We start from the raw sequence: 22,469 nt of genomic DNA, 5'->3' as shown, positions 1-22,469 counted from the left end.
ACGCGCATCTGCGTAGGCTTCTCCGTATGGATACGACCGCGCTTCGCACTCACGTCGAACAGTTGTGGGATCGATCGATCCTGGGTGAGCTCACCGAGTACATCCGTATTCCCAACAAATCGCCGGCCTTCGACCCCGAATGGCAAGCGCACGGGCACATGGAGCGGGCGGCGGCACGTTTCGCCGATTGGGCGCGGCGTCATGCGCCGGCCGGCGCGACGGTCGAGATCGTGCGGCTTGAGGGGCGCACGCCGGTGCTCTTCATCGACGTCCCCGGCAGTTCGGCCGATTGCATCCTGCTATACGGTCATATGGACAAGCAGCCCGAGATGACCGGGTGGGGTGAGGGGCTGGGGCCATGGGAACCGGTCGTGCGCGGTGAGCGGCTTTACGGGCGCGGCGCGTCCGACGACGGCTATGCGATGTTCGCCGCGCTCGCCGCGCTTGGCGCTTTGCGCGCGCAAAGCGTCGCGCACGCGCGCTGCGCGATCCTGATCGAGTCCTGCGAGGAAAGCGGCAGCTACGATCTGCCCCACTATATCGACCATCTCGCCGGCCGCATCGGGAGCCCCAGCCTCGTGATCGCACTGGATTCGGGTTGCGCCAGCTACGACCAGTTGTGGTGTACGACCTCCTTGCGCGGGCTCGCCGGCGGTACGCTCACGGTCGAGGTGCTCAGCGAAGGTGTGCATTCGGGCGACGCCGGCGGTGTCGTGCCCGACAGCTTCCGCATCGTGCGCCAGCTCCTAAGCCGAATCGAGGACGAGACGACCGGCGCGGTGACCCAGCGCGAGTTTCACGCCGAGATCCCAGCTGCGCGGCGCGAGCAGGCGCAAGCGGCGGCAGCCGCGCTGGGCAGTTCGTGGTATGAACGGTTTCCGTTCGTCGCCGGCGCCCGCCCGCTGAGTTCCGACCCGGCCGAGTTGATTCTCAACCGCACCTGGCGGCCGGCGCTCGCGGTTATCGGCGCCGACGGCCTGCCGCCGCTGGCGAGCGCCGGCAACGTGATGCGTCCGATGACGGCGCTGAAGCTTTCGCTGCGATTGCCACCGACATGCGACGCCGAGGTCGCCGCGCAGCGCCTCAAGACGCTGCTCGAACATGACCCGCCTCACGGCGCGCGGGTGAGCTTTGTACCCAACTGGGCGGCCAACGGATGGGACGCGCCGGCGCTTGCACCGTGGCTAGGGCGCTCGATGGAAGAGGCGTCGCGCGCGTACTTCGGCGCGCCGCCCGCCTTCATGGGCGAAGGCGGAACCATTCCGTTCACCAACATGCTCGGCGAGCGCTTTCCCGACGCGCAATTCCTGGTTACCGGCGTGCTCGGCCCGCATTCCAACGCTCACGGTCCCAACGAGTTTCTGCATATTCCGACCGCCAAGCGCGTGACCTGCTGCGTGGCCAAGGTGATCGCGGATCATTTCCGGCGTCGCGGTGGATGATCCTCGAAAGCCGCTGCACCGCTCGCGATTTGCCGGGTAAGAACGGAGACGGTATACCCGAACGTGCGATCGTGCGTGGGCGAGGCGGATGACTGCCGCACGATGGCGGCCTGAAGTCGTCCGGACGTCCGAGGAGAACGACCATGGCAGGAGCTGCTGAAAGATCGATGGAAAGCGCGGCGCGCGAGTCGGCCGCCGCGGGCGCCCGGATCTCCGGCGGCAACCTCGTTGCCAAGGCGCTGCGCAACGAGGGCGTCGATACGATCTTCACGCTCTGCGGCGGCCACATTATCGACATCTACGACGGCTGCCTCAACGAGGGCATCCGGATAATCGACGTCCGCCACGAGCAGGTCGCGGCGCACGCGGCCGATGGCTACTGGCGCGTCAGCGGCAAGACCGGATGTGCGGTCGTCACCGCGGGGCCAGGAACGACCGACGCGGTGACCGGCGTGGCCAACGCGTTTCGCGCCGAGAGCGCGATGCTGCTGATCGGAGGGCAGGGACCGCTCAGCCAGCATCGGATGGGCTCGCTCCAGGATTTGCCGCACGTCGACATGATGCGCCCGATTACGAAGTTCGCGGCTACGGTGCCCGCGACCGAACGCGTCGCCGACATGGTGAGCATGGCCTTTCGCGAGTGCTACCACGGCGCGCCAGGCCCATCGTTCCTGGAAATCCCGCGCGACGTCCTCGACGCCACAGTGGACGCCGCCAAGGCGCGGATTCCCGCCCCTAACCGCTATCGCGCCTCGACCGCGAGCGCGGGTGACCCGCGCGACATCGAGCGCCTCGCGGACATCCTGGTCAAGTCCTCGCGCCCCTGCGTCCTGCTCGGAACGCAGGTATGGACGTGTCGGGCGAGCGCGGCGGCGGCCGAGTTCTGCCACCGGCTCAACCTGCCGGCCTACATGAACGGCGCCGGTCGCGGCACGCTGCCGCCCGGCGACCCGCATCATTTCCATCAGACCCGTGGTTACGCGTTCGAGAAGGCCGACGTGATCGTGATCGTCGGCACGCCGTTCGACTTCCGAATGGGCTACGGGCGGCGACTGCGCGCGGAGGCGACGGTGGTCCAAATCGACCTCGACTACCGCACCGTGGGCAAGAACCGCGACCTATCGCTCGGCCTGGTCGGCGACGCAGGCGCGATCCTCGCCGCGGTCACGCAGGCTGCCAGCGGACGCGCCGACAACGGCGCGCGCCGGCGCGACGGTTGGCTCCGCGAGTTGCGCGAGCAGGAGCGCAAAGCGGCCGAGGCGATGCGCCCACGTCTACTCTCCGATGCGCGACCGATTCATCCGCTGCGCCTGGCGCACGAGCTGAATCAGTTCCTCACCGAGGACACGATCTTCATCGGCGACGGTGGCGACGTGGTGACCTTTGCGGGCGGCGTGATCCAGCCCAAGGCGCCGGGCCACTGGATGGATCCCGGACCGCTCGGCACGCTCGGCGTCGGCACGCCGTTCGCGATGGCGGCGAAGCTGGCGCGGCCGGAGAAGGAAGTGGTCGGCCTGTTCGGCGACGGCGCCTTTACGCTGACTGGATGGGACTTCGAGACCTGCGTGCGCTACAACCTGCCGTTCATCGGCGTGATCGGCAACAACTCGCACATGAATCAGATCCGCTATGGGCAGACGGTCAAATACGGCAAGGAGCGCGGCGAGGTCGCCAATCGCCTGGGCGACGTGCATTTCGACGAGTTCGCCAAAATGCTCGGCGGATACGGCGAGGAGGTGCGCGAGGCGAAGGATATCGCGCCGGCGCTGCGCCGGGCGCGCGAGTCCGGCAAGTGCGCGCTCATCAACGTGTGGGTCGATCCCGAAGTTTACGCGCCGGGCACGATGAACCAGACGATGTACAAGTGACGGCGCGCGGAGACTTGCGAGGCGAGCGATGGAAAAGGCGTTGACGGGAGTTCGGGTCCTCGACATGACCCACGTGCAGTCGGGCCCGAGCTGCACCCAGATCCTGGCCTGGCTCGGCGCCGACGTGATCAAGGTCGAGATGCCGGGGCGCGGCGACATCACCCGCACGCAACTGCGCGACTTGCCGGGCGTCGATAGCCTGTATTTCACGATGCTCAACTGCAACAAGCGCAGCATCACCCTCAACATCAAGGCCGAGCGAGGCAAGCGCATCCTCGGCGAGTTGATCAGGCGCGCCGATGTGCTGGTCGAAAATTTTGGCCCCGGCGTGCTCGAGCGCGAGGGCTTCGGATGGGAGCGTGTGCACGAGCTTAACCCGCGCATGATTTACGCGTCGATCAAGGGCTTCGGCCGGGGGCCGTTTTACAATTCCAAGGCCTATGAGACGATCGCGCAGGCGATGGGCGGCGCGATGAGCACCACCGGATGGGAGGACGGCCCGCCGACCAGCACCGGTGCGCAGATCGGCGACTCCGGTACCGGCATCCACGCCGTCGCCGGGATCCTCGCCGCGCTCTACCAGCGCGAGCGCAGCGGGCGCGGCCAGCGGGTGGAGGTCGCGATGCAGGACGCGGTGCTCAACCTGTGCCGGGTAAAGATGCGTGACCAGCAGCGGCTCGCACATGGGCCGCTGACGGAATATCCCAACCGCAGCTTCGGCGACACGGTGCCGCGCTCAGGCAACGCGTCCGGCGGCGGGCAGCCAGGAGCGGCGCTGCGATGCCATCCGGGCGGCCCCAACGATTACTGCTACGTGATCATCCAGCCGCAGATCTGGCCCGCGCTCGCGCGCACGATCGAACGCCCCGAGCTCGCCGCCGATCCGGCCTACGCAACCCCCGAGGCGCGGCTGGGCCATCTCGACGAGGTCTTCGGCGTCGTCGAGGAGTGGACGATGCGACACTCCAAGCACGAGGTGATGCGCGCGCTGATGGAAGCCGACGTGCCGTGCGGGCCGATCCTCTCGATGAAAGACCTGATCGAAGACCGCGCGCTGGCCGAGCGCGGGCTGATCGTCGAAGTTCCGCATCCCGCGCGCGGCTCGTTCAAAACCGTCGGCTGCCCGATCGTACTGTCGGACAGCCCGGTCGAGATCGAACGCTCGCCGCTGCTCAGCGAGCATACTGCGGAAGTTCTGCGCGAAGTGATGGGCTACGGCGAAGCGGAGATCGAGAAGCTGCGCGTCGAAGGCGTAATCTGAACGACGCGCGGCCGCCGCCGCGCGCGGCGGGTCAGAACCGCATCGCGCGCGGCGTATCGTCAGGCGGCAGGCTGCGCGGCAGGATCGCCCAGAATATGCTCCCCTTGCCGGGTTCGCTCTGGACGCCGACCCTGCCGCCTTGGGCCTCGACGATACGCTTGGTCAACGCGAGGCCGAGGCCCGTGCCTTGGTGCCGCTTGTTCAGGCCCGAATCGAGCTGGCGAAATTCAGTGAACAGATGCTGGATATCGGCGGGGCTGATACCTTCGCCGCAATCCTCGACTTCGAGCCGGAACCAATCCTCGCCGTGCGGGCGCACCCGAACCGTGACGCAGGAGCCGTCACTCGCGAACTTCAGCGCATTGGAGAGGTAGTTGTAAAGCACCTGCTTGAGCCTAGCCGAGTCGACCATCAGGCGGCCGAGCTCGGGTGCAACCTCGGCTTTGACGCGGATGCGCCGCTGGGCCGCAATGCCGCGCAGTACGCCCTGCACCTCCTCGATTAGCTCGACCGGCGCCGTCGCCTCGGGTGCGAACTTCATCCTGCCCGCTTCGACCTGGGCCAGGTCAAGGAGATCATTGATCAGATGCAGGAGGTGGCGCGCGCTCGAGAGGATGTTGGCGAGACTCTGATCGTACTCGGCGGAGCCGGGCGTGATGCGCCCTTCATACAGCAGCTGGGCAAAGCCGATGATGCCGTTGAGCGGCGTGCGGACCTCGTGCGACATGTTGGCGACGAAAGCCGACTTCAGCCGCGACGCCTCCAGCGCCTGATCGCGCGCGCGCCAGTTCGGCCTGCACGCGCTTGCGCTCCGAGATGTCGCGCACGGTGCTCGAAACCAACAGGCCCTCGTCGGTCGCGAGCGGGCTTAGACTGACCTCGACCGGGATTTCGACCCCGTCGCTGCGCAGCGCGAAGAGCTCCATCCCGCCGCCCATCGCGCGCGGCTGCGGGTCCTTGAAGTAGTTATCGCGCAGCTCCACGTGGCGGCGGCGAAAGCGTTCGGGTAGCAGGACCTCAATCGGCTGGCCAAGCAGTTCTTCGCGCGAATAGCCGAACAGCCGCTCGGTCTGCCCGTTGACCAACACGATCGCGCCCTGCGCATCGACGATGATCATCGCGTCCGGCGCCGACTCGACCAGGCCGCGGAAGCGGGTTTCCGCGCGCTCGCGCTCGGCCACCTCGCGCGCCAGCCGGCGGTTGGCCGCCTCAAGCTGCGATTTGCTGGGCACGATCAGCGCGCGCAGGCCGACCGCCATCAGGACGGTCGCGCAGGCGAGCAGCGCGGCCAGCCACAGCGGCAGCGGATAGCGCACCAGGTCTGCGGCAGACTCCCACATCACACTCATCCCAAAGAGCGCCTGCGCGACGCCCTCTCCAGCATTGCGCGGCACGCGCACCGACGCGACGTGCGGCGGTCGCGATGCCAAGCTGGGCAGAAGTATGGGAAAGGCGGGGGCGCTTCGCACAGCGCGGCGGGAAAAATCGCGCTTAGGCGGCGCGCCGCAAACGAGTGGGCACAATCCTGAGCTTCAGTGCGGTGGAGGCGTGTTGGCGAGCAGCGCCGACCATCCGAGCACTCCCACCACAAGCGCGCACTCGATCCCAACGTTGCGCAGCAGCGGATACAGCGCATCGGCGTCGGCCGTTCGCGCGGCCAGGCGGTACCGATTGTAGGCGCCGATCGCGATTACGACCGCCACGGTGGCGAGCTTCACGAGCAGCGTCCGCCCATAGGCCGCGTACAGGTAGCGATGCGGGTCGAGGCCGAGCGCTTCATAAGCGTTGAAGCATCCGGTTGCGACCAGCGCCGCCACGCTCCATCCGGCCAGCCGCGAGACGCGCGGTACGGTCTGATAAAACCATCGTTCAGGCAACGGATGCGGTACGCATCCAAGGCACAGCCCCGCAAGCGCGCCCAGCCACATCCCGGCCGCCACCTCGTGCACGAAATAGAGCGCGACGGCGGCCATGCCGCGGTCGATCGCATGGCTTCCCAGCGCGCGCATCAGGAGCATCGCCGCCACGATCAGGAAGAGCAGGAGCAGCCGGCGCGCGCCGGCGCCGGGGATCCACGCGAAGACCGCGAGCGCGAATGCTGCGCCCATCCGCCATGCCCACAGTCGCCCCGCGTGGGTGTGCCCAAGCACCAGCGGCATGTAAGCGACCGCCGCGCGCATCGATACTCCCGCCATGTCGGCCGCCGCATTCGCAAAGGCGAGCGGCGAAAGCGCAAGAGCGGCAAGCGCGAGCCATCGCGCGAGCGTCGCGATGCGGCGACCGGCCGCAGCGCTCGCCGAATCGTCCGCCGGCGCGATTATCAGGGCGAAGGCCGCAGTTCCGAAGATCGCGATGGTGCAGGCGAGCAGCGGCCATTCAAAAAGCGCCGCCTCGCCCATCGGGCTCATCGCGCCCATCGCGTCCATCCCGTTCACCGCCGCTCGCCTGCGACCGTACCTGCGACCGTAAAGGTGTACGAGCCTTCGCTGCGATGGCCGTCCTCGGCCAGGACTGCCCACTTGACCGTGTAGTCGCCGGGTCCCAGCGGTTTGAGCATCACCACCAGCTGACGTCGATTTGCCGTCACCCGAGGCTTGCTCGCGGTTTCATCGTGACCGGCGTCGTCGAAAACCATCAGCGTCGCGAACAACGACTCGATCGGCGCATCGAAGGTGATCGCCACTTCTGAAGGCGGCTTGGTGAACGTTGCGCCGACGCGGGGCCGCTCTACGGTCGGAAAGGCATGAGCGCCGGCCCGGGCGGGCACGAGGAGAGCGCCCGCGAACAGAGCGCCTGCGAAGATTGAAAGCGCGCGCGCGTTCACATTGGCGTCCAGTTGGCCCAGGGAAGGATATCGTCGATGAACAGGTCAACGAGGCCGATCAGGGTCGCCTGGTTGTCGCGGACCGACGCGCGGTTGAGCGCGAACCGGGTCGCCACGCTAAGCTGGAGGTAACGGCCCATGAATGCAATTCCAGGAGTGATGAGAATCTCAGGGAAGGGTTCGCCCGGCGGTCCCGTAATCAACTGGTCGTAGTTGAACTCGGTGTACACATACAGATTGCGCAAAGGCCATCGAAGCCCGATATCCTTCACATGGTTGCTGAGATACGGCAATGAGTATTCGATCACGTTGTCGGCAAACATTTCGTGCCACGCGGCTCCGCCCAACGCCGGAACGTATCCGACGTCGCCTTGGAACCCGAACGGCCGCAGGTACTTGAGCAGCCCGCGGTTCGGCAGGTCGCCCCATCCCTTGGCCCACAGAAGCACCGGACCCAGCAGGGTGTGATTCTGTTCCTCGGTTGACGGGCTGCCCGTTGGCAGAACCAGCGCGGCTGCCAGGGAGAGCCGTAGTTGGTGCTCGGGCACCGTGAGGAACGCCCACTTGGGAAAAAGTTCGAGACCCTCGAAACCGCTCAACGCCGCTTCGCCGCGGGGCGATAAGTGGCTCCACCCGCTTCCGATCTCGAGGCTGACCAGGGGGCTGTCGGCAGGCCAGAACGCCGTATCTTCGGGAGCGTTGATCAAAACCTTCTCCAGCGAGAAACCGAGCGAAAACTGACGCCCTTCCCTGGTCCACAAGTACTGCGGCCTGAGAATGTCGAATTCATTTTTGGGATTCGCATCCTCCGCGACCATCGGTTCCAGAAATGTATAGTCGCCCACCGTGCCATGGGCGAAAACACGCGCCGGCATTGCGCTGACGATAAGCGACAGGAGGGCGCAAAGGCGCCTCATTGATCGTTCCTCCGCAAAGGCGGTCACGCCGACGGCCGTGCCGCCGCACTCGTGTACGGGCGCAACGCGCGGACCCGCGATTCCGGGCCCACGGTTGATCGTGACTAAAAGGGTTACGCTCTTAGACGCGCGCTTTTGGGAGGCGGTGGATCGGGTGCGTCGGCAGTGCGCGCGCGCAGCGTCGGAGCCGGCGCGCACGCGCGGCCGCGTTCCGGCAACCAGGCATTTGTCGCCGGATGTACGGTCATCACCGCCAGCATCGGAGCCGGCGAGCGGTCGAAGCTGTGCAACGGATGGCAGATATTAATCGTGAAGGCGGGCGCGCCGTCGCGGACCACGGTTACGCCAAGCATCAGTGGCATCCCGCCGAGCAACACCGCCAAGGCGAGCACGACCGCCGCGGTACGATCGGGGCGGGCGAGCTTCAAAACAGCGCCCTCCCACGCTTGAGGTCGGAAACCTTTATCTGCGCGGTGTTTCCGCGCTCGCTAAGCGGCAAGCTGACAGGCACGCAGGAGGCCTCGCCCTCGGTCATGTGATCGATTGCGTAGCGGTTGCCGCACAGGCGGCAGATGAGCATGCCGCCGGCGACCTCGTAGCCCTGATGGAACTTGAAGCACTGGCGGCAGGCGTCGAACACCGAGCGGACCCTACCGTCGCTGCCGCGCGCCAGCAGAAAACGCAGCCGCTCCCCGGCGTCGTCGCGAAAACAGAACCGCACAGCCTCGCCCCGCACCAGGCGCGCGAGCGAAATCGTCAGGACGGCGTCGCCGTGCACTTCGGCGCATCGCGGGCGCAGGGCCGGCAGCGCCACAAACGCGAGCAGCGCCGTCGCTGCGAACGCTCCGAGGACCAGCTTTTTCCCGCCCCGCTTTGGCATCGACTTTCGACCAACCTTTATCCTTGCCGCGGAAAAAGCAAGGAAGCAACGTTCGACGCAACCCGTTCAACCGCGAAGCGATACGCGAGGCCAGAGGTGCGCGCCCGTTGACGGCGACCATGCTGGCGCGCCGGCCGTCGGGCTGGGCGAAGCGACGGGCTTGAGGCCGACCTCCGTAGCCAGCCCCAGCCGCCGGCTCATCGCGATCGCGGCCTTCGCCCAATCGATCGAGGCGTCGAGCTTCTCCGCTTCGGCAAGCCGGCGCACGTGGTCCATCTGCACGGACTTGCGCGAGTAGACGTCGCGATGGACTTCGAGGAAGATTCGGCCGTCGTCGAGTAATCCCAGGATCACCGGCTCGTAGATTATCTGCCCGCTCTCGCCGAGGCCGACGGCGTCGAAGAGGGCGCTCGCGTGCTCTGGATGCAGCCGGATGCAGCCGTGGGTGCGAAAGTCGTAGATCGATTGCGGCGCGATCGTGGCGTGGATCCCGACCGCCGGGATGCTCAGTGCGAGGTAACAGTCTCCCAGTGGGTTTTCCGGACCGGGCGGTACGCTTTTCTTCACCACCTTGCCCAAGCGCGCCATTTCGCGCTGAATCGACACCGGCACATGCCAGGTGGGGAATTCTCGCCGCTCGAGCACTTCGAAGGGGCCGCGCGGCGTCGGCCAGTCGGGTTTGCCGACGCTCACCGGATAGGCGCCGGCGACCTTGCCGCGGCGAAAAAAGAACAGCATCCGCTGCGGCACGTTGATCAGGATCCCCTCGCTTAGGGCAAGCGGGATCAGATGGCGATTGTCGATTTGCAGGGTCTGGCCGGCGATCAGGCGCGCGTTGGCGCGCAAGCCGTTGAGCTCGGCGAGCACCGCCGGATCGATACCGTAGTGCGAGCCGATACTGCGCAGCGAATCGCCGCGCGCGACCGTGATCTCGAACCGGCCTCCGGTGAGATAGCGTGCGAGCGGCGGCCGGATCGCCGCCTGCAGCAGCGGTGTAGCCGTGGAGCGCGCCGCGGGCGTCTGAGCCGCGCTCGGCGTTCGGACGCCGACGGGGGAGTCGACCGCGGCCGGCGTCTGTGCAAGCGCCGGTGCGCCCATCGCCAGCAGTGCAAGCGCCGCCGCGGCTTGTGCCCGTCCTGCGAGCCTCGCCGCTCGGCCCCGAGCCCTCCCGCGAAAAACGCGTATTGCTTCGTGCGGGCGCATCCGCCAGGCCCGCTTCGTCAGTGGCTCATCACGGAACCGCCGCCCGCGCCCGAGCGGTGTAGCAGGAAGCACCAGGGTGCGACGAAGACGAGCACTATCGCCATCATCCGGTAGATATCGTTGTAGGCCAGCAGCCAGGCCTGCGCCTGGAGTGATCCGTACAGCATCCCGAGCTGCTGATGCTGGCCGCTGATTATCTGGTTCAGATAGTCGAAGCGCGGCGCGCCGGGCATCGCCAGATGATCACGGCTGATCCGCCAGGCATCGAAGATCGAAAAGTGCTGCACCAGGTAGGTCTGATGGACTTGCTCCTGTGCGGTGAGCATGTTGCTTACGGTCGAAACGCCGAAGGCGGCGGCGGTGGTGATCACCATGTTGAACAGGCTGGACGCGAAGCCCATCCGCGCCGCCGGGATTTCAGTGAGCGACGCCGCGGTCAGAGCCGGAAACACCGAGCCGAGGCCAAAGCCGAAAATCAGGATCGGCACCAGGAGATTCAGCATTCCGACCGACAGGTCCCAGTCGGCCATCCGGAACGCCGCCCATCCCGCGATCAGGAAGCCGCCGACCACGAACGGGCGGGTGTCGACGCCACGGCGCGAAATCTGGCCGATGCTGACCAGGGCGACGATTGCGCCGAGTCCGCGCGGCGCCACCGCCAGTCCCGACATCCACGCGTCGTAGCCCATCAGCTCCTGGGTGAAGAGCGGGTTGAGCAGGTTGATCCCGAAGATCACGAACGATTGCGCGGCGGTGAGCAGCACGCCGAGCACGAACGAGAAATACCTGAACACCCGCAGGTCCAGGATCGGTTCGGCGCAGCGCAGCTCGTGGATCGTCAGCGCCACCGCCGCCAGCGCCGAGCCGGCGGTGAAATAGCGCACCCACGGCGCGGCAAACCAGTCCGAGCGCTGGCCCCGATCGAGCACGATCTGGAGCAGCCCGATCGCGGCGACCAGCAAAGCGATGCCCAGATAGTCGACGCGGCCGCGGCCGCGGCGCTCGCGCAGATGCGCCGGGTCGTGGACGAAGCTGGAAACCATCAGCAAGGTGAGTGCGCCCGCGGGAAGGTTGATGTAGAAATTCCAGCGCCAGCTCCAGTGGGTGGTAATCCAGCCGCCCAGCGTCGGCCCGAGAATTGGACCGACCAGGATGCCGATGCCCCAGGTCGACATCGCCAGCGTATGCTCGGCGGGCGGAAAGGTTTCGAGCAGGATCGCCTGCGACAGCGGCATCATCGCCGCCCCCGCCGCCCCCTGGAGCAGGCGGAAGACCACCATCTGGCCCAGGCTCTGGGCCACGCCGCAAAGCCCAGAGGCGGCGACAAACATCGTGACCGAGAACAGGAAGTAGCGCTTGCGCCCCAGGCGCGCCGCAACCCATCCCGTCATCGGGATCATGACCCCGCTCGCGACCAGGTAGCTGGTGACCACCCAGGTGATTTCGTCCACGCTGGCGGCGAACGAGCCCTGCATGTAAGGGAGCGCGACGTTTACGATCGAGCTGTCGAGCACGGTGAGAAACGCGCCCAGCATCACCGCGCCCGCCACCAGCCACTTGTGCGGGTGGTACTCGTCGGCGCGCGGCGTGTTGCTCAGCGAAGAAGCGACCATCGCGCGCGCGGCCTCAGACCTGGATAAGCTCGATCACGGTGCCGTCAGGATCGGTCAGGCAGACGAAGCCCTCCGGGCCATTGGGCGTGTCGAACACCTGCGGCTCGGAAAGAAACTGCACGCCGCGGGCCTTGAGTTCCTCGTAGTCGGCGAGCAGGCTCCTGGTGCGCAGCGCAATACGGCAGATACCGGCGTGAAACAGATGCGGGTAGGCACGCCCTTCGGTGGGCGGATTCTTCCATTCGATCAGGTCGAGGCGAGTCGCGCGCGGATTGTCGCCCAGGATCATCAGCACCGCGCGCCCACGGCATTCGCTCGCGCCCAGTCCGCGTGCCATTTTCCGATTGCCGCCCTCGCCGAGGTCACGGATCACGCGAAAGCCGAGCGTCTGGTAGAACTCGAGCGAGCGCTCGAAGTCGGTGACGTTGATGTTGACGTGAAAGATCGACCGGATGTTTGGCATCGGCGTATCTCCCGCTGGCGGCGACGCCCGGCGCGCTTGTGATCGCGGACCCAAATCGCACTATACTGCGCTCGAGCATCGGCGCGCCAAGAAAAGCAACCCAAGGCGGCGTCCGGGTTTTCCCACCTCGCTGCAGGTGGGTGAGGTGCTCGCGCCGCGCCTTTGATGAGGAGGGTTCATCAGCGATGCGACTGGTCAGCTTCGAAAGCGAAGAGAAGCGCGAGCGGCTGGGCGCCGCCGCCGACGGCCTGATCGTCGATCTCAACCTGGCCTGCCGCGCGGCGCTCGCGGCGCGCGGCGAGCGGCGCGCCGCCGAGCTTGCCGACGCCGCGCTGCCGCCGGCGATGCTCGCCTTCCTCGCCGCCGGCGAGCGCGCGATGGGCGCGGCGCGCGAGGCGCTCGCGTATGTCGCTGGGATCGGCCGCGCCGCCGCGCTGGAGCGTGGAGTAGCGCGCGCGGCCGAAGGGGTGCGCCTGATGGCGCCGGTGCCGCGCCCGACCAAGCTCATCCTGGTCGGTCTCAACTACCGCGACCACGCCGAGGAGGCCGGGCTCAAAATTCCCGAGGTGCCGACCTTTTTCTCGAAGTACCCGAACTGCGTCGTGGGTCCCGGCGAGGCGATCAGGATTCCGCGGGTCTCATCGATGATCGACTACGAGGGCGAGTACGCCTTCGTCATCGGCCGCGGCGGCCGCGACATCCCGCGAGAGCGTGCGATGGAATATGTCGCCGGCTACACCATCCTCAACGATGTGAGCTGCCGCGATTACCAGATGCGTACCGGGCAGTGGATGATCGGCAAGACCTTCGACACGTTCGCGCCGATGGGGCCGCACCTGGTGACGCGCGACGAAATTCCTGACCCGCACAACCTCGAGCTCGCGCTCTATCTCAACGGCCAGCGCATGCAGCACTCCAATACGCGCAACCTCATCTTCAAAACCGAAAACCTGATCGCGTTTCTCTCGCAGGTCTTCACGCTCGAGCCGGGCGACGTGGTCTCCACCGGCACCCCTTCAGGGGTCGGCTTCGTACGCAAGCCGCCCGTCTTCATGAAGCCGGGTGACCGCGTGCGAATCGAAATCGAGGGCCTCGGCGCGCTGGAAAGCCCGGTCGAGGCCGCGTAGCCGCCGGCTCGGCGCCGCCGTGCCGCGCGGTCTTCTCCGAGCTAACCAGGGAAAGCGCTAGGCTTGCGCGCAGAGGCGGGCGGAGTCCTGGCCGGCAGCCGCTGAAACGATACGCGAGCTGTCAAGCGCCAGCCAGTATACCGAAATGTAGGCGAGCAGCACTGACAATGTGAGCCCTTGGCCAATCCATACCCAGGCCCGAAATGCGCTGTCGGTCGGCATGGCTCCCATTGTGACATACAAGGCGATCGTCAACCCGTAACTAACTATCATCATTCCAATCGCTCGGCCGCTGCACATTCCTTGATTTGCTGCGGCGACGAGTTCGCCGAAGGGGATAAAGAGCAGAACCAGGTAGTGCGTCCAAGCCATCGGTGAAAGCAGGATCGCAGCTACTATCCACACCGAAAACCCAAAGCGATGCGAGGAAAGTGTCGCTTTCGCAGTGAAGGCCAGCAGGGCAAACTCCGCGGCGCCGATTGCCGCGTAGCGAAAGAACTCCAGCCAGTTGCTGAGTTTCATACCGAAACAATACCAAAAGAAGCGAGAGACGAATGTGTGAAGAGTAACCGTCGCCGGGTTTGCACCGAGTCGGGTAGCGTAACCGATGCCTTGAATCCAATTTTCACAGAAACCGGTTCCCAGCACTAGAACAGTTACAAGGGCTATGATCGTAAGGAAGGCCACCTCAGATGCGAATGCGCGCCATCGACCCAGCAGCAACAGATATGCAGATAGCGCCAGTGGATATGCCCGGAGGGCACCCGCCGAGGCGAGCAGGGCGCCGGCGGTCGCGTCATTACCATTCTCCAGGCACAGGAGCATTAACACGAGCAGGATCAAAACCAGCAGTTGCGTCTGAGCCGTCAAGAAATGTTCCGCCAGCGGTGGGTAGAGCAGGATCAGCGCGCCCAACGCAGATGCGCCATGGCCGCTGCGCTGAAGGAGCAGGAACATGGATACACTGAGCGCGATGATACTCAGGGCAAACCAGATCCAATAGGCCACCTGAGGCGGAAAATGCGTCAGCGGTTCAAACGCCAGAAGGAAGGTTGGCGTATAGGGTAGCTGAGCCTGATGTTTGATGTGAAGTTGAAGCCTTTGTGCGAGCGGCTCCAGATTCCCTGTGTAAGGACTGACGCCCGCACGCACCGCAGTGGCCGCAGTGTAATAGAGGCTGAAGTCAATGTCGGTCACTCGGCCGGGCAACAACGTGAAGATCCAAACGAGATGAGCTATTGCGAGAGCCCATAGGAACGCTACGATCGCGGGGTTTGTCAGGGCGGAGGCCAGGCCTCGGAGCGAGATGCCGCGTCGTGCCGCCTCTGGGTTGCCAGGTGGCTGACGCACCAGCGGGTTGCCCGCAGCCTTCCTCATTGCATCCCCTCTTCGCACTTCCTGCAGTCGAGCGCGACGCCGAGGCGGCTGTGGCGGCCGTGCTCGGTGACCACCCACGGACGATTCTGCCAGGGCGGGCGATGGCGCACGTGCTGGGTATGGCCGCATTCGAGGTCGGCCACCCAGTCGCCGTCATCGTCGCGATGGAACCCGACGATCTTCTGCCTCACGCGTCGCCCCGGCTCAGGATCCGTTCAGCGGCCGGTCACTCGCCGACCTTGGCTGCAGTGGGTTCGTCGAAGATCGATTGCTGCGCGGGAACGCTTTCGTCTTCGGCCGCTTGGAGTTCAGCGGGGCTGAACAGGCCGTCGCGTTCGGCGTACGGTTTGAACTTCGCGTAGAGTTCGACGAGCTTGGCCTGGTAGTACTCCACGTTCTCGTCGGGATGCGCGGGGTCGTATTCGCTCGCAAGGCGCGCCGCCGCGGCGACCTTGACCCGCGGCCCGCGGCCGGTGACGTAGTACGATACCTGGTCGCCGCTCAGGTAGGGCCGTTCGGCCTTGAGCGCCAGCTCGTAGGCGGCCGACACGTTACGCCGTTTGCCGCCAATCTTGTCGCGATAGACCTCGGGCGAGTCCTGCAGGGTTTCGGTCTTCATCAGGTCGCGGATTCCCAAGGCGTGGCGCGCCAGGCGCTGATGGTAGTCCTGATGCAGCGCAGGGAGGTCGCCGCCGCGCCCCTCGAGCAGCAGGCGGAACATCGCTTCCATGAAGCGGCGCTGGAATCGTTCCAGTCCGCGCGAGCGCAGGCCCGAGCCGCGAATCGTCATCTCACCGTCCTCTTCGAGCAGCACGTAGTTCTTCATCTTGTAGCTGAACATCGCTGGGTAGCGGCCGTCGACTTCGAGCCGCGCGCCCTCAGGCATCGCGGCGCCGATCCTTCCGATCAACTCCTGCGCCGCAGTCTCGTCATCAACACCTGAGGGCGCCACGAAATAGATGCCGTCGGTGTCCACTTCGATCACCTGGGCGCCGGCGGCCTCGAGCGCCGCGACCGCGGCCTGGATGAGCTCGCGTCCGCGGCGGGTCACGGCGTTGGCCTGGACGAAGTCGTTGAAGTGGCCGAGCGCAAAGCCGAGATAGCCGTAGAACGAGTTAATCAGGATTTTGAACGTCTGCTGAAGGGCTTCGAGGTTGCGCCGCGCGGCGCCGTCGAGCTCGCGCACCGCCGCCTTGGCCTGGACGCGGAAGCTGCGCAGGTCGCCGAGCATCCTGAGGAAGACGCCGAGGCGGTCGCCCGCCGGCGCGTGCCCGTAATGCAGCATCAGCGACGGATAAAGTGAGGTCACGTCGCAGTGGAGCACGCGCCGCGCCACTCCGCATCGGCGGACCTCGGTGTAACCGCCCATCACTTCGCTCGGCGGCTGCGGCAACGGAATCGAATGGCGCCGTGCCAGATACGCGCGCATCATCAGCGCGTCGATCTTGGTCGCGTTCCCGCGCAGGACCACGTTCTGGTAGGAGTAGGGGAAAATCTGCGCCTGCACGAAGTAGCTCGGCGCGAGCAGCTCGGCGAGCGCGGCCGTCTCGCGCACGTCGTCGGCGGCGTAGGCGTACAGCTCCTCGGGCCGGTGGTCGAAATATTCGCTGATCCGGGCGGGATCGATATAGACGCGCTCGGGCGCGGCGATCCGAAAGTGCTGCGCCAGCTCCTTGAGGCCGAAGCCTTCGAGTTCGCGGCTCGCAATATCGTAGTGCTGGGCGAGAATCCAGGTGTCGACGATGCTGCGGCCGGGAATGTCGTAGCGGCGGTAGGCGATCGTGCGCTCGGCAATTTGCAGGCGCGAGGCGCGCGCGCTCATCTCGCCGCCGCCACGCCCCAGCGCGAGGCGCACCCGATGGCGGCGGGCGCGCGCCTCGAGGTATTCGAGGTCAAAGCGGAAAAGGTTGTGACCCTCGATTACGTCGGGGTCGCGCGCGGCGACGATCCGCACTAACTCCTCGAGCATCGCGCGCTCGTCCATCCGGTCGCCGCGCAGCACCTGCTCAAAGCCACTCGAGTCGCGCAGCGCGATCGCGATTATGCGGTCGCCGTCGCGCGCGGCGGAAGGGAACTCGAAGCCCCGGCTGATGTAGGTTTCGATGTCCAGCTGCATCCGGCGCAGGTCGCCGAACTCCATCCCGATGAAGAACGTCGCGCCGGTCAGGATCAGGTACTGCTCCACCGGGTCGGCGAGGATCAGGTAGGGCGCGTCGGGCGCGCCCGGCGACTTTCCGGTGGCCTTGCGCAGATGGCGGCGCGCGGCATCGAGCGCATCGGTGCGTTCGAACGTCGCGAGCCATCGCAGCGCGAAATCGCCGGCGAGGCGCTCGAGCTCGTGCGGCGCGCGCAGCCCCTTGAGCATCGCGGCGTCGGCGAGCAGCGCGAAGAGCTTGATCGGGCGGCGCTCGTGGACCAGCGCGCCGCCGCTGCGGCGGAAAATTTCAAGCGCGCCCGGCGAGGCAACTTCGATGGCTACGATTCCTGGTTCCGCCGGGTCGCCGAAGAGCAGCCGGTTGTCGTAAAACTGCCGGCTTATCTCCTGATAATGGCTCATCGCGGACTTCCGGAAAATTGTGGATCGCGCGCGCCGCCGTCACAATCACCCGTAGAGCGCGCGGCCTCGCGCATCAGCGCCGCTCCGGTCGCTGTGACTGCCGTTTCGGCCCCCGCGGGCGTTCAGATTGCGCCCAACCATCCCAAGCCCACGATAAACATGATGTACGCGATCCCGCCGGCCATCAGGGTAGGCGTGCCGAGTTCGCCGTCGCGCAGGTTGACCCATAGCAGCGCGGCCGAGGCGATTCCGATCGCACCGCCCAACAGCTCCGGCCCTGTCAGCCGCCACGGGGTGAAGGCGAGCCCGAGCGCCACCGGGATACAGCTTTGGAAGACCATCGCACCGGTGATATTGGCCAGCGCCAGGTTGTCTTTGCTTTGGCGAATCCAGACCACCGCGTTGTACTTTTCGGGCAGCTCGGTGGCGAGCGGGCTCAGAATCAGCGAGAGCACGCCGGGGCTCACATTTGCGTGTTCGGAAAGAAAGATGATCTGTTGAACGAACTCGCGCGCGCCAAAAAGAATTGCGACGACCCCGATCACCACTTGCGCCGCGACTGGCGGATTACGCGGATTTAAAGGCTCTCCGCGCAACAGCAGCTCCAGGTACAGCCCGTGCTCGACCTCGCTTCCGGCGTCGCGCGCGATCCGCAGCACCACGGCGGCGTAGCCGACGTAAGCGACGAGGAGCAGCGCGGCGAGGAGGTAGCGCACGTTGAGCCCGAGATGCACCACTCCGACCGCCAACCCGAGCATGAAGACCGGGAGGAAAAAGCCGATGTCGCGCCGGGCGTCGATACGCGGGACACGCAGGGCAATCCGTCGGCGCCGGTCGCGGAAGGCCAGCGCGGCAATTCCCATGACGAACAAAGCAATCGTCGAGAGCATCAGCGGCGCGCCGATAATCGCACCTACCCCGACCTCGCTATGGGCGCCGGGCGCCCCGCCCCCCATCACCAGCGCAACGGCCGGAATCAGCGTTTCCGGCAGGGCGGTGCCGACGGCGGCTAGCAGGCTGCCCACGGCAGCCTCGGACAGGCGCATCCGCTCGCCGGCCCATTCCACGCCATTGGTGAACATTTCGGAGCCGGCAAGGATTACGACGAAGCTCGCGAGCAGAATTACGATATGGGCGGGCAACCGAAGCTTCCTTGCGCGATTTTCCCTTTGGGAGTCTGGGTAACCAGGTCCGAGAGCACGACGTATGAACTTTGCAGGAAGTCGGCAAGGCGGGCAACGTCTGTCCGGACCTTTGCTACAAGCTAGCGCCGGAAAGAGAGGGGGCAGTGCGAAGCGGCGCGCGAGGTGTTACCTTTATAAAGAGTGGGCTGGGAGATGAGTGGCGATAGGCGGTCGGGGAAGTCGCATGGGATAAGTCCCCGTTTTGACATCGATATCGACCGTCCATATAATAAGTTACTTTGCCTGAATCGGTCTCTCCAAATAGCGCCGTTGTGCTAAAGCGGCTTATCGCGCCTGCCCCGGGGCTCCGACTGAGCGTATGGGCACCGATGGACCGGCGGCGGTGGACGCCCCGGACGGACCCGTAAACGAAGATGAAGCAAAAGTACGAAGGTAAGGACCTTCAGAGCCTGGTCGATCTCGGCCGTGAGCAGGGCTACCTGACGTTCGAGCAGGTCAACGACTTTCTGCCCCAGGACGTCGCCTCGCCAACCGATCTGCGTGCGGCCCTGGAGAGCTTCGAGGACATGGATATCAAGGTCCTCGAGGAAGTTCCCGCCGAGAGCGCCGAGGCCGAACTCGAAGCCGAGCCCGAGAAGGAGGCCGACGAAGAGGCGGCCGAGGCGCTGAGCGATTCCTCCGATCCCGTGCGCCTGTACCTCAAGGAGATGGGCAACTTCCAGCTCCTTTCGCGCGAGCAGGAGGTTGAAATCGCCAAGCGCATCGAGGCCGGCGAGCAGGAAGTCGAGGAGGAAGTTCTCAAGTCGCCGGTCACGCTGGACTTTCTGATTGACCTCGGCGAACGGGTAGAGGCTGGCGAGGCCGACCTGCGCGACATCTTCGAGGAGTCCGAAGAGCCCGCCGACAGCGAGGAGGAGCGCGGGCCGGAGGCCAACGAGAAGCTGGTCAAGAAGCTGCACGACGCCACCCGCAAGCTCAAGGACCTGCGCGGCAAGCTTGAAGAGATCGAAGAGGAGCTGCGCGCGCGGCCGGGGCCGCGGCGCAAGCCCAAGCTGGAGCGCCGCTATGCGCGGCTGCGCGAGCGGGTCAAGGCGACCTTGCTCGGGATGGGGCTTTCGCGCCACGTGCAGGACGCCGTGATCGCCGAGATGCGCCATCAGCTCGACCAGTACAATCAAGCCCACCAGATCATCCAGCATTACGAGGAAGCAACCGGCCGCTCGCGCAACCAGCTGCTCAAGGAAGCGGCCGAGGCCGAGGACCGCCGCCACCTGCTCAAGGTCAACGGTACGCGCGAGAACCTGCTCGACATTGCGGCGCGTCTGCGTGAAGCGCATCGCACGATGAAGGCGATCGAACGGCGGGTGAAGGCCAGCGGCGACGAGTTCGCGCACTCGCTGGAGACCATCGCCGCCGGCCAGGACAAGAGTCGACGCGCCAAGAAGGAGCTGACCGAGGCCAACCTGCGCTTGGTGGTCAGCCTCGCCAAGCGTTACACCAACCGCGGTCTCGGTTTCCTCGACCTCATCCAGGAAGGCAATATCGGCCTGATGCGCGCGGTGGACAAGTTCGAGTATCAGCGCGGCTACAAGTTCTCGACCTACGCGACCTGGTGGATCCGGCAGTCGATGTCGCGGGCGATCGCCGACCAGGGCCGCACCATCCGCATTCCCGTCCACATGGTGGAGACGATCAACAAGCTGTTGCGTGTCACCCGGCTGCTGGTGCAGCGGCTCGGCCGCGAGCCCGGCCCCGAGGAGATCGCCGAGCAGATGGAGATGCCGCTGGACAAGGTCCAGAAAGTTCTCAAGATCGTCAAGGAGCCCATCTCGCTCGAAACCCCGATCGGCGACGAAGAGGAAAGCTCGCTCGGCGACTTTGTCGAGGACGAACTGGCGCCGTCGCCGGTGGAGGCGGCGATCCAGGGCAATCTGGGCGAGCAGACGCGCAAGGTGCTGGCGACGCTGACGCCGCGCGAGGAGCAGATCCTGCGCATGCGCTTCGGGATCGGGCAGAAGACCGACTACACGCTGGAGGAAGTCGGCAAGCAGTTCGCGGTGACGCGCGAGCGCATCCGCCAGATCGAGGCCAAAGCGCTGCGCAAGCTGCGCCAGACCGGGCGCTCGCGTAACCTCGAAGGCTTCATGGAGCGCGAATAGCGCCGGTAGCTGCTCCCCGCAGCAACCGCCTCCTGCCGCGCTCAGAGCGGCGGCCCGCCATAGACGGTGAAGGTTATACCGTCGGCGGTTACATTCAGCATGACTTCGCGTCGCTTGAGCAATCGCGCAAGCTCGGGATACAGCGCCAGCGCGGCGCTGTAGTCGCTGCCCGTTACAGCGAAAACCTTTGGCGCGCGTTGAAGCCGCGCCACCGCGCGCTCGAACTCGGCGGGCAGGGTTTCGTAGGGAATAAGATAGGCGCCGAGCGGTGGGGCGAACTCCTCGAACATGATCGCGGCGCATCCCTGGAAGCTCACCACCGCGGTGCCGTCTCCTGCGCTGGCGGCCAGGACTTTCGCCCACGCCGCGCGCTCCGCGTCCGAAGCCCACAGTCCGCCGGTTGGCCGGTCCGGCGCGGTCGAGCGCCAGTCATGGATTGCCATCTCTACGTGCGCGGAATTGCCGACTAACGCCAACAAAGCAAGGAGAGCGGCAATTCGACCCGCCGTCGCACCCGAGAGGCTCGTCGCCCCCGCACCCATCACCAGGATATAAGAGTAGTACTCCCACGAACTTGCTCCGCCGAAAAACTCGGTGATGAATGCCAAGTGGAGCAGCGCGCAGGTGAAAACGAATTCGTCGGCGGGGCTGGGCGTGCGGCCGCCAAGCATAGCCCCTCCGAGGCGCCAGCCGGCGCCGACCCCCGCTAGCAGCAGCCAGACGGATGCCGCTATCCAGAAGCCGGAGATTGTCAGGAGGTAGAAATCTATTCCCCCTCCCGGGTGATACCAGAGGCCGCGGCCGCCGCTGAGGACCGAGCCGTAGCCGAAAAACCTGTAGATCGCGCGGCCCGAGGTAGGAAACAGCGTCCCGATGAGCGACGGGACGCCATAAACTGCCGCGAGAAGCGCCCCCAGGATGGCGCCGGTCGCCGCGGCGGGCGCGAGCGCAGCCAGCATCTCGCGCCAACGGATTCGGGTGCTTGCTGCGCTGTCGCCGCGCGATGCCTCCCTCGCGATTAGGAGCAGCATGATAAAGCCGTATACGTAGCCCATGCTCGGCTTGACCAGGCAGGCGGCGGTCGCCAGCGCCAGCGCGCGCGGTCGGCGGCCGGCCGCATGTTCGGCCAGAGCGTTGCAGAGCACCGATGCCTCCAGCGCGTAAATGAAAGACTGGTAAGACGGCAGAATCGCAAACGGGAGTGCGGTGACGACCAGAGTCACGCCCACGACGCCCAGGCGCATCGCGCTCACGAACCGCGCCATCCCCCATCCAGCGGCAAGCCCGCACGCAAGCATCGCCAGCTCGTCCGCTCGGGGGCTGAGTCCGAAGAGGTAGAACCAGCCTTGGCCAACGAGGATTGCCAGCAAGCCGTAGGGATAGCCGAAATCGACGGCGGGGCGGCTGCCGTGTGCGGCGAGATAACAGACGGTAAGAAAGCTGCCGCGGTCGCCGAAAGCGTAGGCGTTGAAATTGAGGTCGAGCGGCAGGCGGATTATCGCGAACAGCGCTATCACCGCGCTGAACAGCAACCAAAGCTTAAGAACGCTGCGGCGCCGGGGCGCCGCGGCCCACAGCGCTTCGACGAACAGCGGCTGGCCGCCCGCCGCGATCTCGCCGCCCGTCACTATCC

General features: G+C 66.0%; 20 protein-coding genes. 5 read left to right on the top strand and 15 right to left on the bottom strand.

Features of this window, described 5'->3' with window-relative positions; translation table 11 throughout:
- Positions 1-26: 26 nt before the first annotated feature.
- The 3 genes from VFB33_02490 (at position 27) to frc (ending at position 4,571) form a co-directional block, all read left to right on the top strand.
- Positions 27-1,442: a M20/M25/M40 family metallo-hydrolase gene (locus tag VFB33_02490; GenBank protein ID HZO80536.1), complete on the top strand. Its 1,416-nt coding sequence runs from the start codon at positions 27-29 to the stop codon at positions 1,440-1,442.
- A gap of 143 nt (positions 1,443-1,585) precedes the next feature.
- A complete protein-coding gene (locus tag VFB33_02485; protein ID HZO80535.1) occupies positions 1,586-3,310 on the top strand; it encodes a thiamine pyrophosphate-binding protein in 1,725 nt (574 codons plus the stop codon).
- Between the two features lie 28 nt (positions 3,311-3,338).
- The gene (frc, locus tag VFB33_02480; GenBank protein ID HZO80534.1) at positions 3,339-4,571 is read left to right on the top strand and encodes a formyl-CoA transferase; all 1,233 of its coding nucleotides are present in this window, start codon (positions 3,339-3,341) and stop codon (positions 4,569-4,571) included.
- Positions 4,572-4,602: 31 nt separating this feature from the next.
- Here frc and VFB33_02475 read toward each other — a convergent pair whose 3' ends face one another.
- The 10 genes from VFB33_02475 to VFB33_02430 all read right to left on the bottom strand — a co-directional run bounded on the left by VFB33_02475 (position 4,603) and on the right by VFB33_02430 (position 12,471).
- The gene (locus VFB33_02475) at positions 4,603-5,298 is read right to left on the bottom strand and encodes a HAMP domain-containing sensor histidine kinase (protein ID HZO80533.1); all 696 of its coding nucleotides are present in this window, start codon (positions 5,296-5,298) and stop codon (positions 4,603-4,605) included.
- A complete protein-coding gene (locus VFB33_02470) occupies positions 5,237-5,920 on the bottom strand; it encodes a PAS domain S-box protein (GenBank protein HZO80532.1) in 684 nt (227 codons plus the stop codon). Before VFB33_02470 ends, VFB33_02475 begins: the two co-directional genes overlap by 62 nt.
- A 183-nt stretch (positions 5,921-6,103) precedes the next feature.
- Positions 6,104-6,997, bottom strand: coding sequence for a CopD family protein (locus VFB33_02465; GenBank protein HZO80531.1), 894 nt, complete (start codon positions 6,995-6,997; stop codon positions 6,104-6,106).
- A gap of 5 nt (positions 6,998-7,002) precedes the next feature.
- Complete coding sequence (locus tag VFB33_02460) at positions 7,003-7,338, bottom strand: copper resistance CopC family protein (protein ID HZO80530.1); 336 nt, start codon at positions 7,336-7,338, stop codon at positions 7,003-7,005.
- Positions 7,339-7,391: 53 nt separating this feature from the next.
- Positions 7,392-8,312, bottom strand: coding sequence for a hypothetical protein (locus VFB33_02455; GenBank protein ID HZO80529.1), 921 nt, complete (start codon positions 8,310-8,312; stop codon positions 7,392-7,394).
- 113 nt (positions 8,313-8,425) lie between these two features.
- Positions 8,426-8,740, bottom strand: a complete 315-nt coding sequence (locus tag VFB33_02450; GenBank protein ID HZO80528.1) for a hypothetical protein — start codon at positions 8,738-8,740, stop codon at positions 8,426-8,428.
- The gene (locus VFB33_02445; protein HZO80527.1) at positions 8,737-9,192 is read right to left on the bottom strand and encodes a Fe-S-containing protein; all 456 of its coding nucleotides are present in this window, start codon (positions 9,190-9,192) and stop codon (positions 8,737-8,739) included. Before VFB33_02445 ends, VFB33_02450 begins: the two co-directional genes overlap by 4 nt.
- Positions 9,193-9,258: 66 nt before the next feature.
- Positions 9,259-10,290, bottom strand: a complete 1,032-nt coding sequence (locus VFB33_02440) for a L,D-transpeptidase family protein (GenBank protein HZO80526.1) — start codon at positions 10,288-10,290, stop codon at positions 9,259-9,261.
- A 122-nt stretch (positions 10,291-10,412) separates the two neighbouring features.
- Positions 10,413-12,008, bottom strand: a complete 1,596-nt coding sequence (locus VFB33_02435) for a DHA2 family efflux MFS transporter permease subunit (protein HZO80525.1) — start codon at positions 12,006-12,008, stop codon at positions 10,413-10,415.
- 13 nt (positions 12,009-12,021) lie between these two features.
- Entirely contained in the window at positions 12,022-12,471 is a 450-nt protein-coding gene (locus VFB33_02430; protein ID HZO80524.1) for a VOC family protein, read from the bottom strand.
- 185 nt (positions 12,472-12,656) lie between these two features.
- Here VFB33_02430 and VFB33_02425 point away from each other — a divergent pair, with 185 nt between their 5' ends.
- Entirely contained in the window at positions 12,657-13,598 is a 942-nt protein-coding gene (locus VFB33_02425) for a fumarylacetoacetate hydrolase family protein (protein HZO80523.1), read from the top strand.
- Positions 13,599-13,655: 57 nt separating this feature from the next.
- Here the strand turns inward: VFB33_02425 and VFB33_02420 are convergent, their stop codons facing one another.
- From VFB33_02420 to VFB33_02405, 4 genes are all read right to left on the bottom strand, one after another.
- A complete protein-coding gene (locus VFB33_02420; GenBank protein HZO80522.1) occupies positions 13,656-14,975 on the bottom strand; it encodes a glycosyltransferase family 87 protein in 1,320 nt (439 codons plus the stop codon).
- On the bottom strand, positions 14,972-15,166 hold the full coding sequence (locus VFB33_02415) for a DUF3565 domain-containing protein (GenBank protein ID HZO80521.1): 195 nt from the start codon (positions 15,164-15,166) through the stop codon (positions 14,972-14,974). Before VFB33_02415 ends, VFB33_02420 begins: the two co-directional genes overlap by 4 nt.
- A 35-nt stretch (positions 15,167-15,201) precedes the next feature.
- On the bottom strand, positions 15,202-17,532 hold the full coding sequence (locus VFB33_02410; protein ID HZO80520.1) for a DNA polymerase domain-containing protein: 2,331 nt from the start codon (positions 17,530-17,532) through the stop codon (positions 15,202-15,204).
- 122 nt (positions 17,533-17,654) lie between these two features.
- The gene (locus VFB33_02405) at positions 17,655-18,674 is read right to left on the bottom strand and encodes a hypothetical protein (protein HZO80519.1); all 1,020 of its coding nucleotides are present in this window, start codon (positions 18,672-18,674) and stop codon (positions 17,655-17,657) included.
- 416 nt (positions 18,675-19,090) lie between these two features.
- Between VFB33_02405 and rpoD the strand changes: the two genes are divergently transcribed.
- Positions 19,091-20,836: an RNA polymerase sigma factor RpoD gene (gene rpoD, locus VFB33_02400; protein HZO80518.1), complete on the top strand. Its 1,746-nt coding sequence runs from the start codon at positions 19,091-19,093 to the stop codon at positions 20,834-20,836.
- Positions 20,837-20,877: 41 nt separating this feature from the next.
- Here rpoD and VFB33_02395 read toward each other — a convergent pair whose 3' ends face one another.
- Complete coding sequence (locus VFB33_02395) at positions 20,878-22,464, bottom strand: hypothetical protein (protein ID HZO80517.1); 1,587 nt, start codon at positions 22,462-22,464, stop codon at positions 20,878-20,880.
- Between the last annotated feature and the right edge of the window lie 5 nt (positions 22,465-22,469).

The sequence above is a fragment of the Candidatus Binataceae bacterium genome, assembly GCA_035650475.1.
Taxonomy (GTDB): Bacteria; Desulfobacterota; Binatia; order Binatales; family Binataceae; genus JAKAVN01.
This window is presented reverse-complemented; position numbering and strand designations above follow the sequence as displayed.

Coding starts and splice junctions, on each gene's coding strand:
- VFB33_02435 (HZO80525.1), bottom strand. CDS start 12,008: ATGGTCGCTTCTTCGCTGAGCAACACGCCGCGCGCCGACGAGTACCAC.
- VFB33_02425 (HZO80523.1), top strand. CDS start 12,657: ATGCGACTGGTCAGCTTCGAAAGCGAAGAGAAGCGCGAGCGGCTGGGC.
- VFB33_02410 (HZO80520.1), bottom strand. CDS start 17,532: ATGAGCCATTATCAGGAGATAAGCCGGCAGTTTTACGACAACCGGCTG.
- VFB33_02475 (HZO80533.1), bottom strand. CDS start 5,298: ATGTCGCACGAGGTCCGCACGCCGCTCAACGGCATCATCGGCTTTGCC.
- VFB33_02445 (HZO80527.1), bottom strand. CDS start 9,192: ATGCCAAAGCGGGGCGGGAAAAAGCTGGTCCTCGGAGCGTTCGCAGCG.
- VFB33_02430 (HZO80524.1), bottom strand. CDS start 12,471: ATGCCAAACATCCGGTCGATCTTTCACGTCAACATCAACGTCACCGAC.
- VFB33_02465 (HZO80531.1), bottom strand. CDS start 6,997: ATGGACGCGATGGGCGCGATGAGCCCGATGGGCGAGGCGGCGCTTTTT.
- rpoD (HZO80518.1), top strand. CDS start 19,091: ATGAAGCAAAAGTACGAAGGTAAGGACCTTCAGAGCCTGGTCGATCTC.
- VFB33_02485 (HZO80535.1), top strand. CDS start 1,586: ATGGCAGGAGCTGCTGAAAGATCGATGGAAAGCGCGGCGCGCGAGTCG.
- VFB33_02490 (HZO80536.1), top strand. CDS start 27: ATGGATACGACCGCGCTTCGCACTCACGTCGAACAGTTGTGGGATCGA.
- VFB33_02420 (HZO80522.1), bottom strand. CDS start 14,975: ATGAGGAAGGCTGCGGGCAACCCGCTGGTGCGTCAGCCACCTGGCAAC.
- VFB33_02440 (HZO80526.1), bottom strand. CDS start 10,290: ATGGGCGCACCGGCGCTTGCACAGACGCCGGCCGCGGTCGACTCCCCC.
- VFB33_02455 (HZO80529.1), bottom strand. CDS start 8,312: ATGAGGCGCCTTTGCGCCCTCCTGTCGCTTATCGTCAGCGCAATGCCG.
- frc (HZO80534.1), top strand. CDS start 3,339: ATGGAAAAGGCGTTGACGGGAGTTCGGGTCCTCGACATGACCCACGTG.
- VFB33_02470 (HZO80532.1), bottom strand. CDS start 5,920: ATGAGTGTGATGTGGGAGTCTGCCGCAGACCTGGTGCGCTATCCGCTG.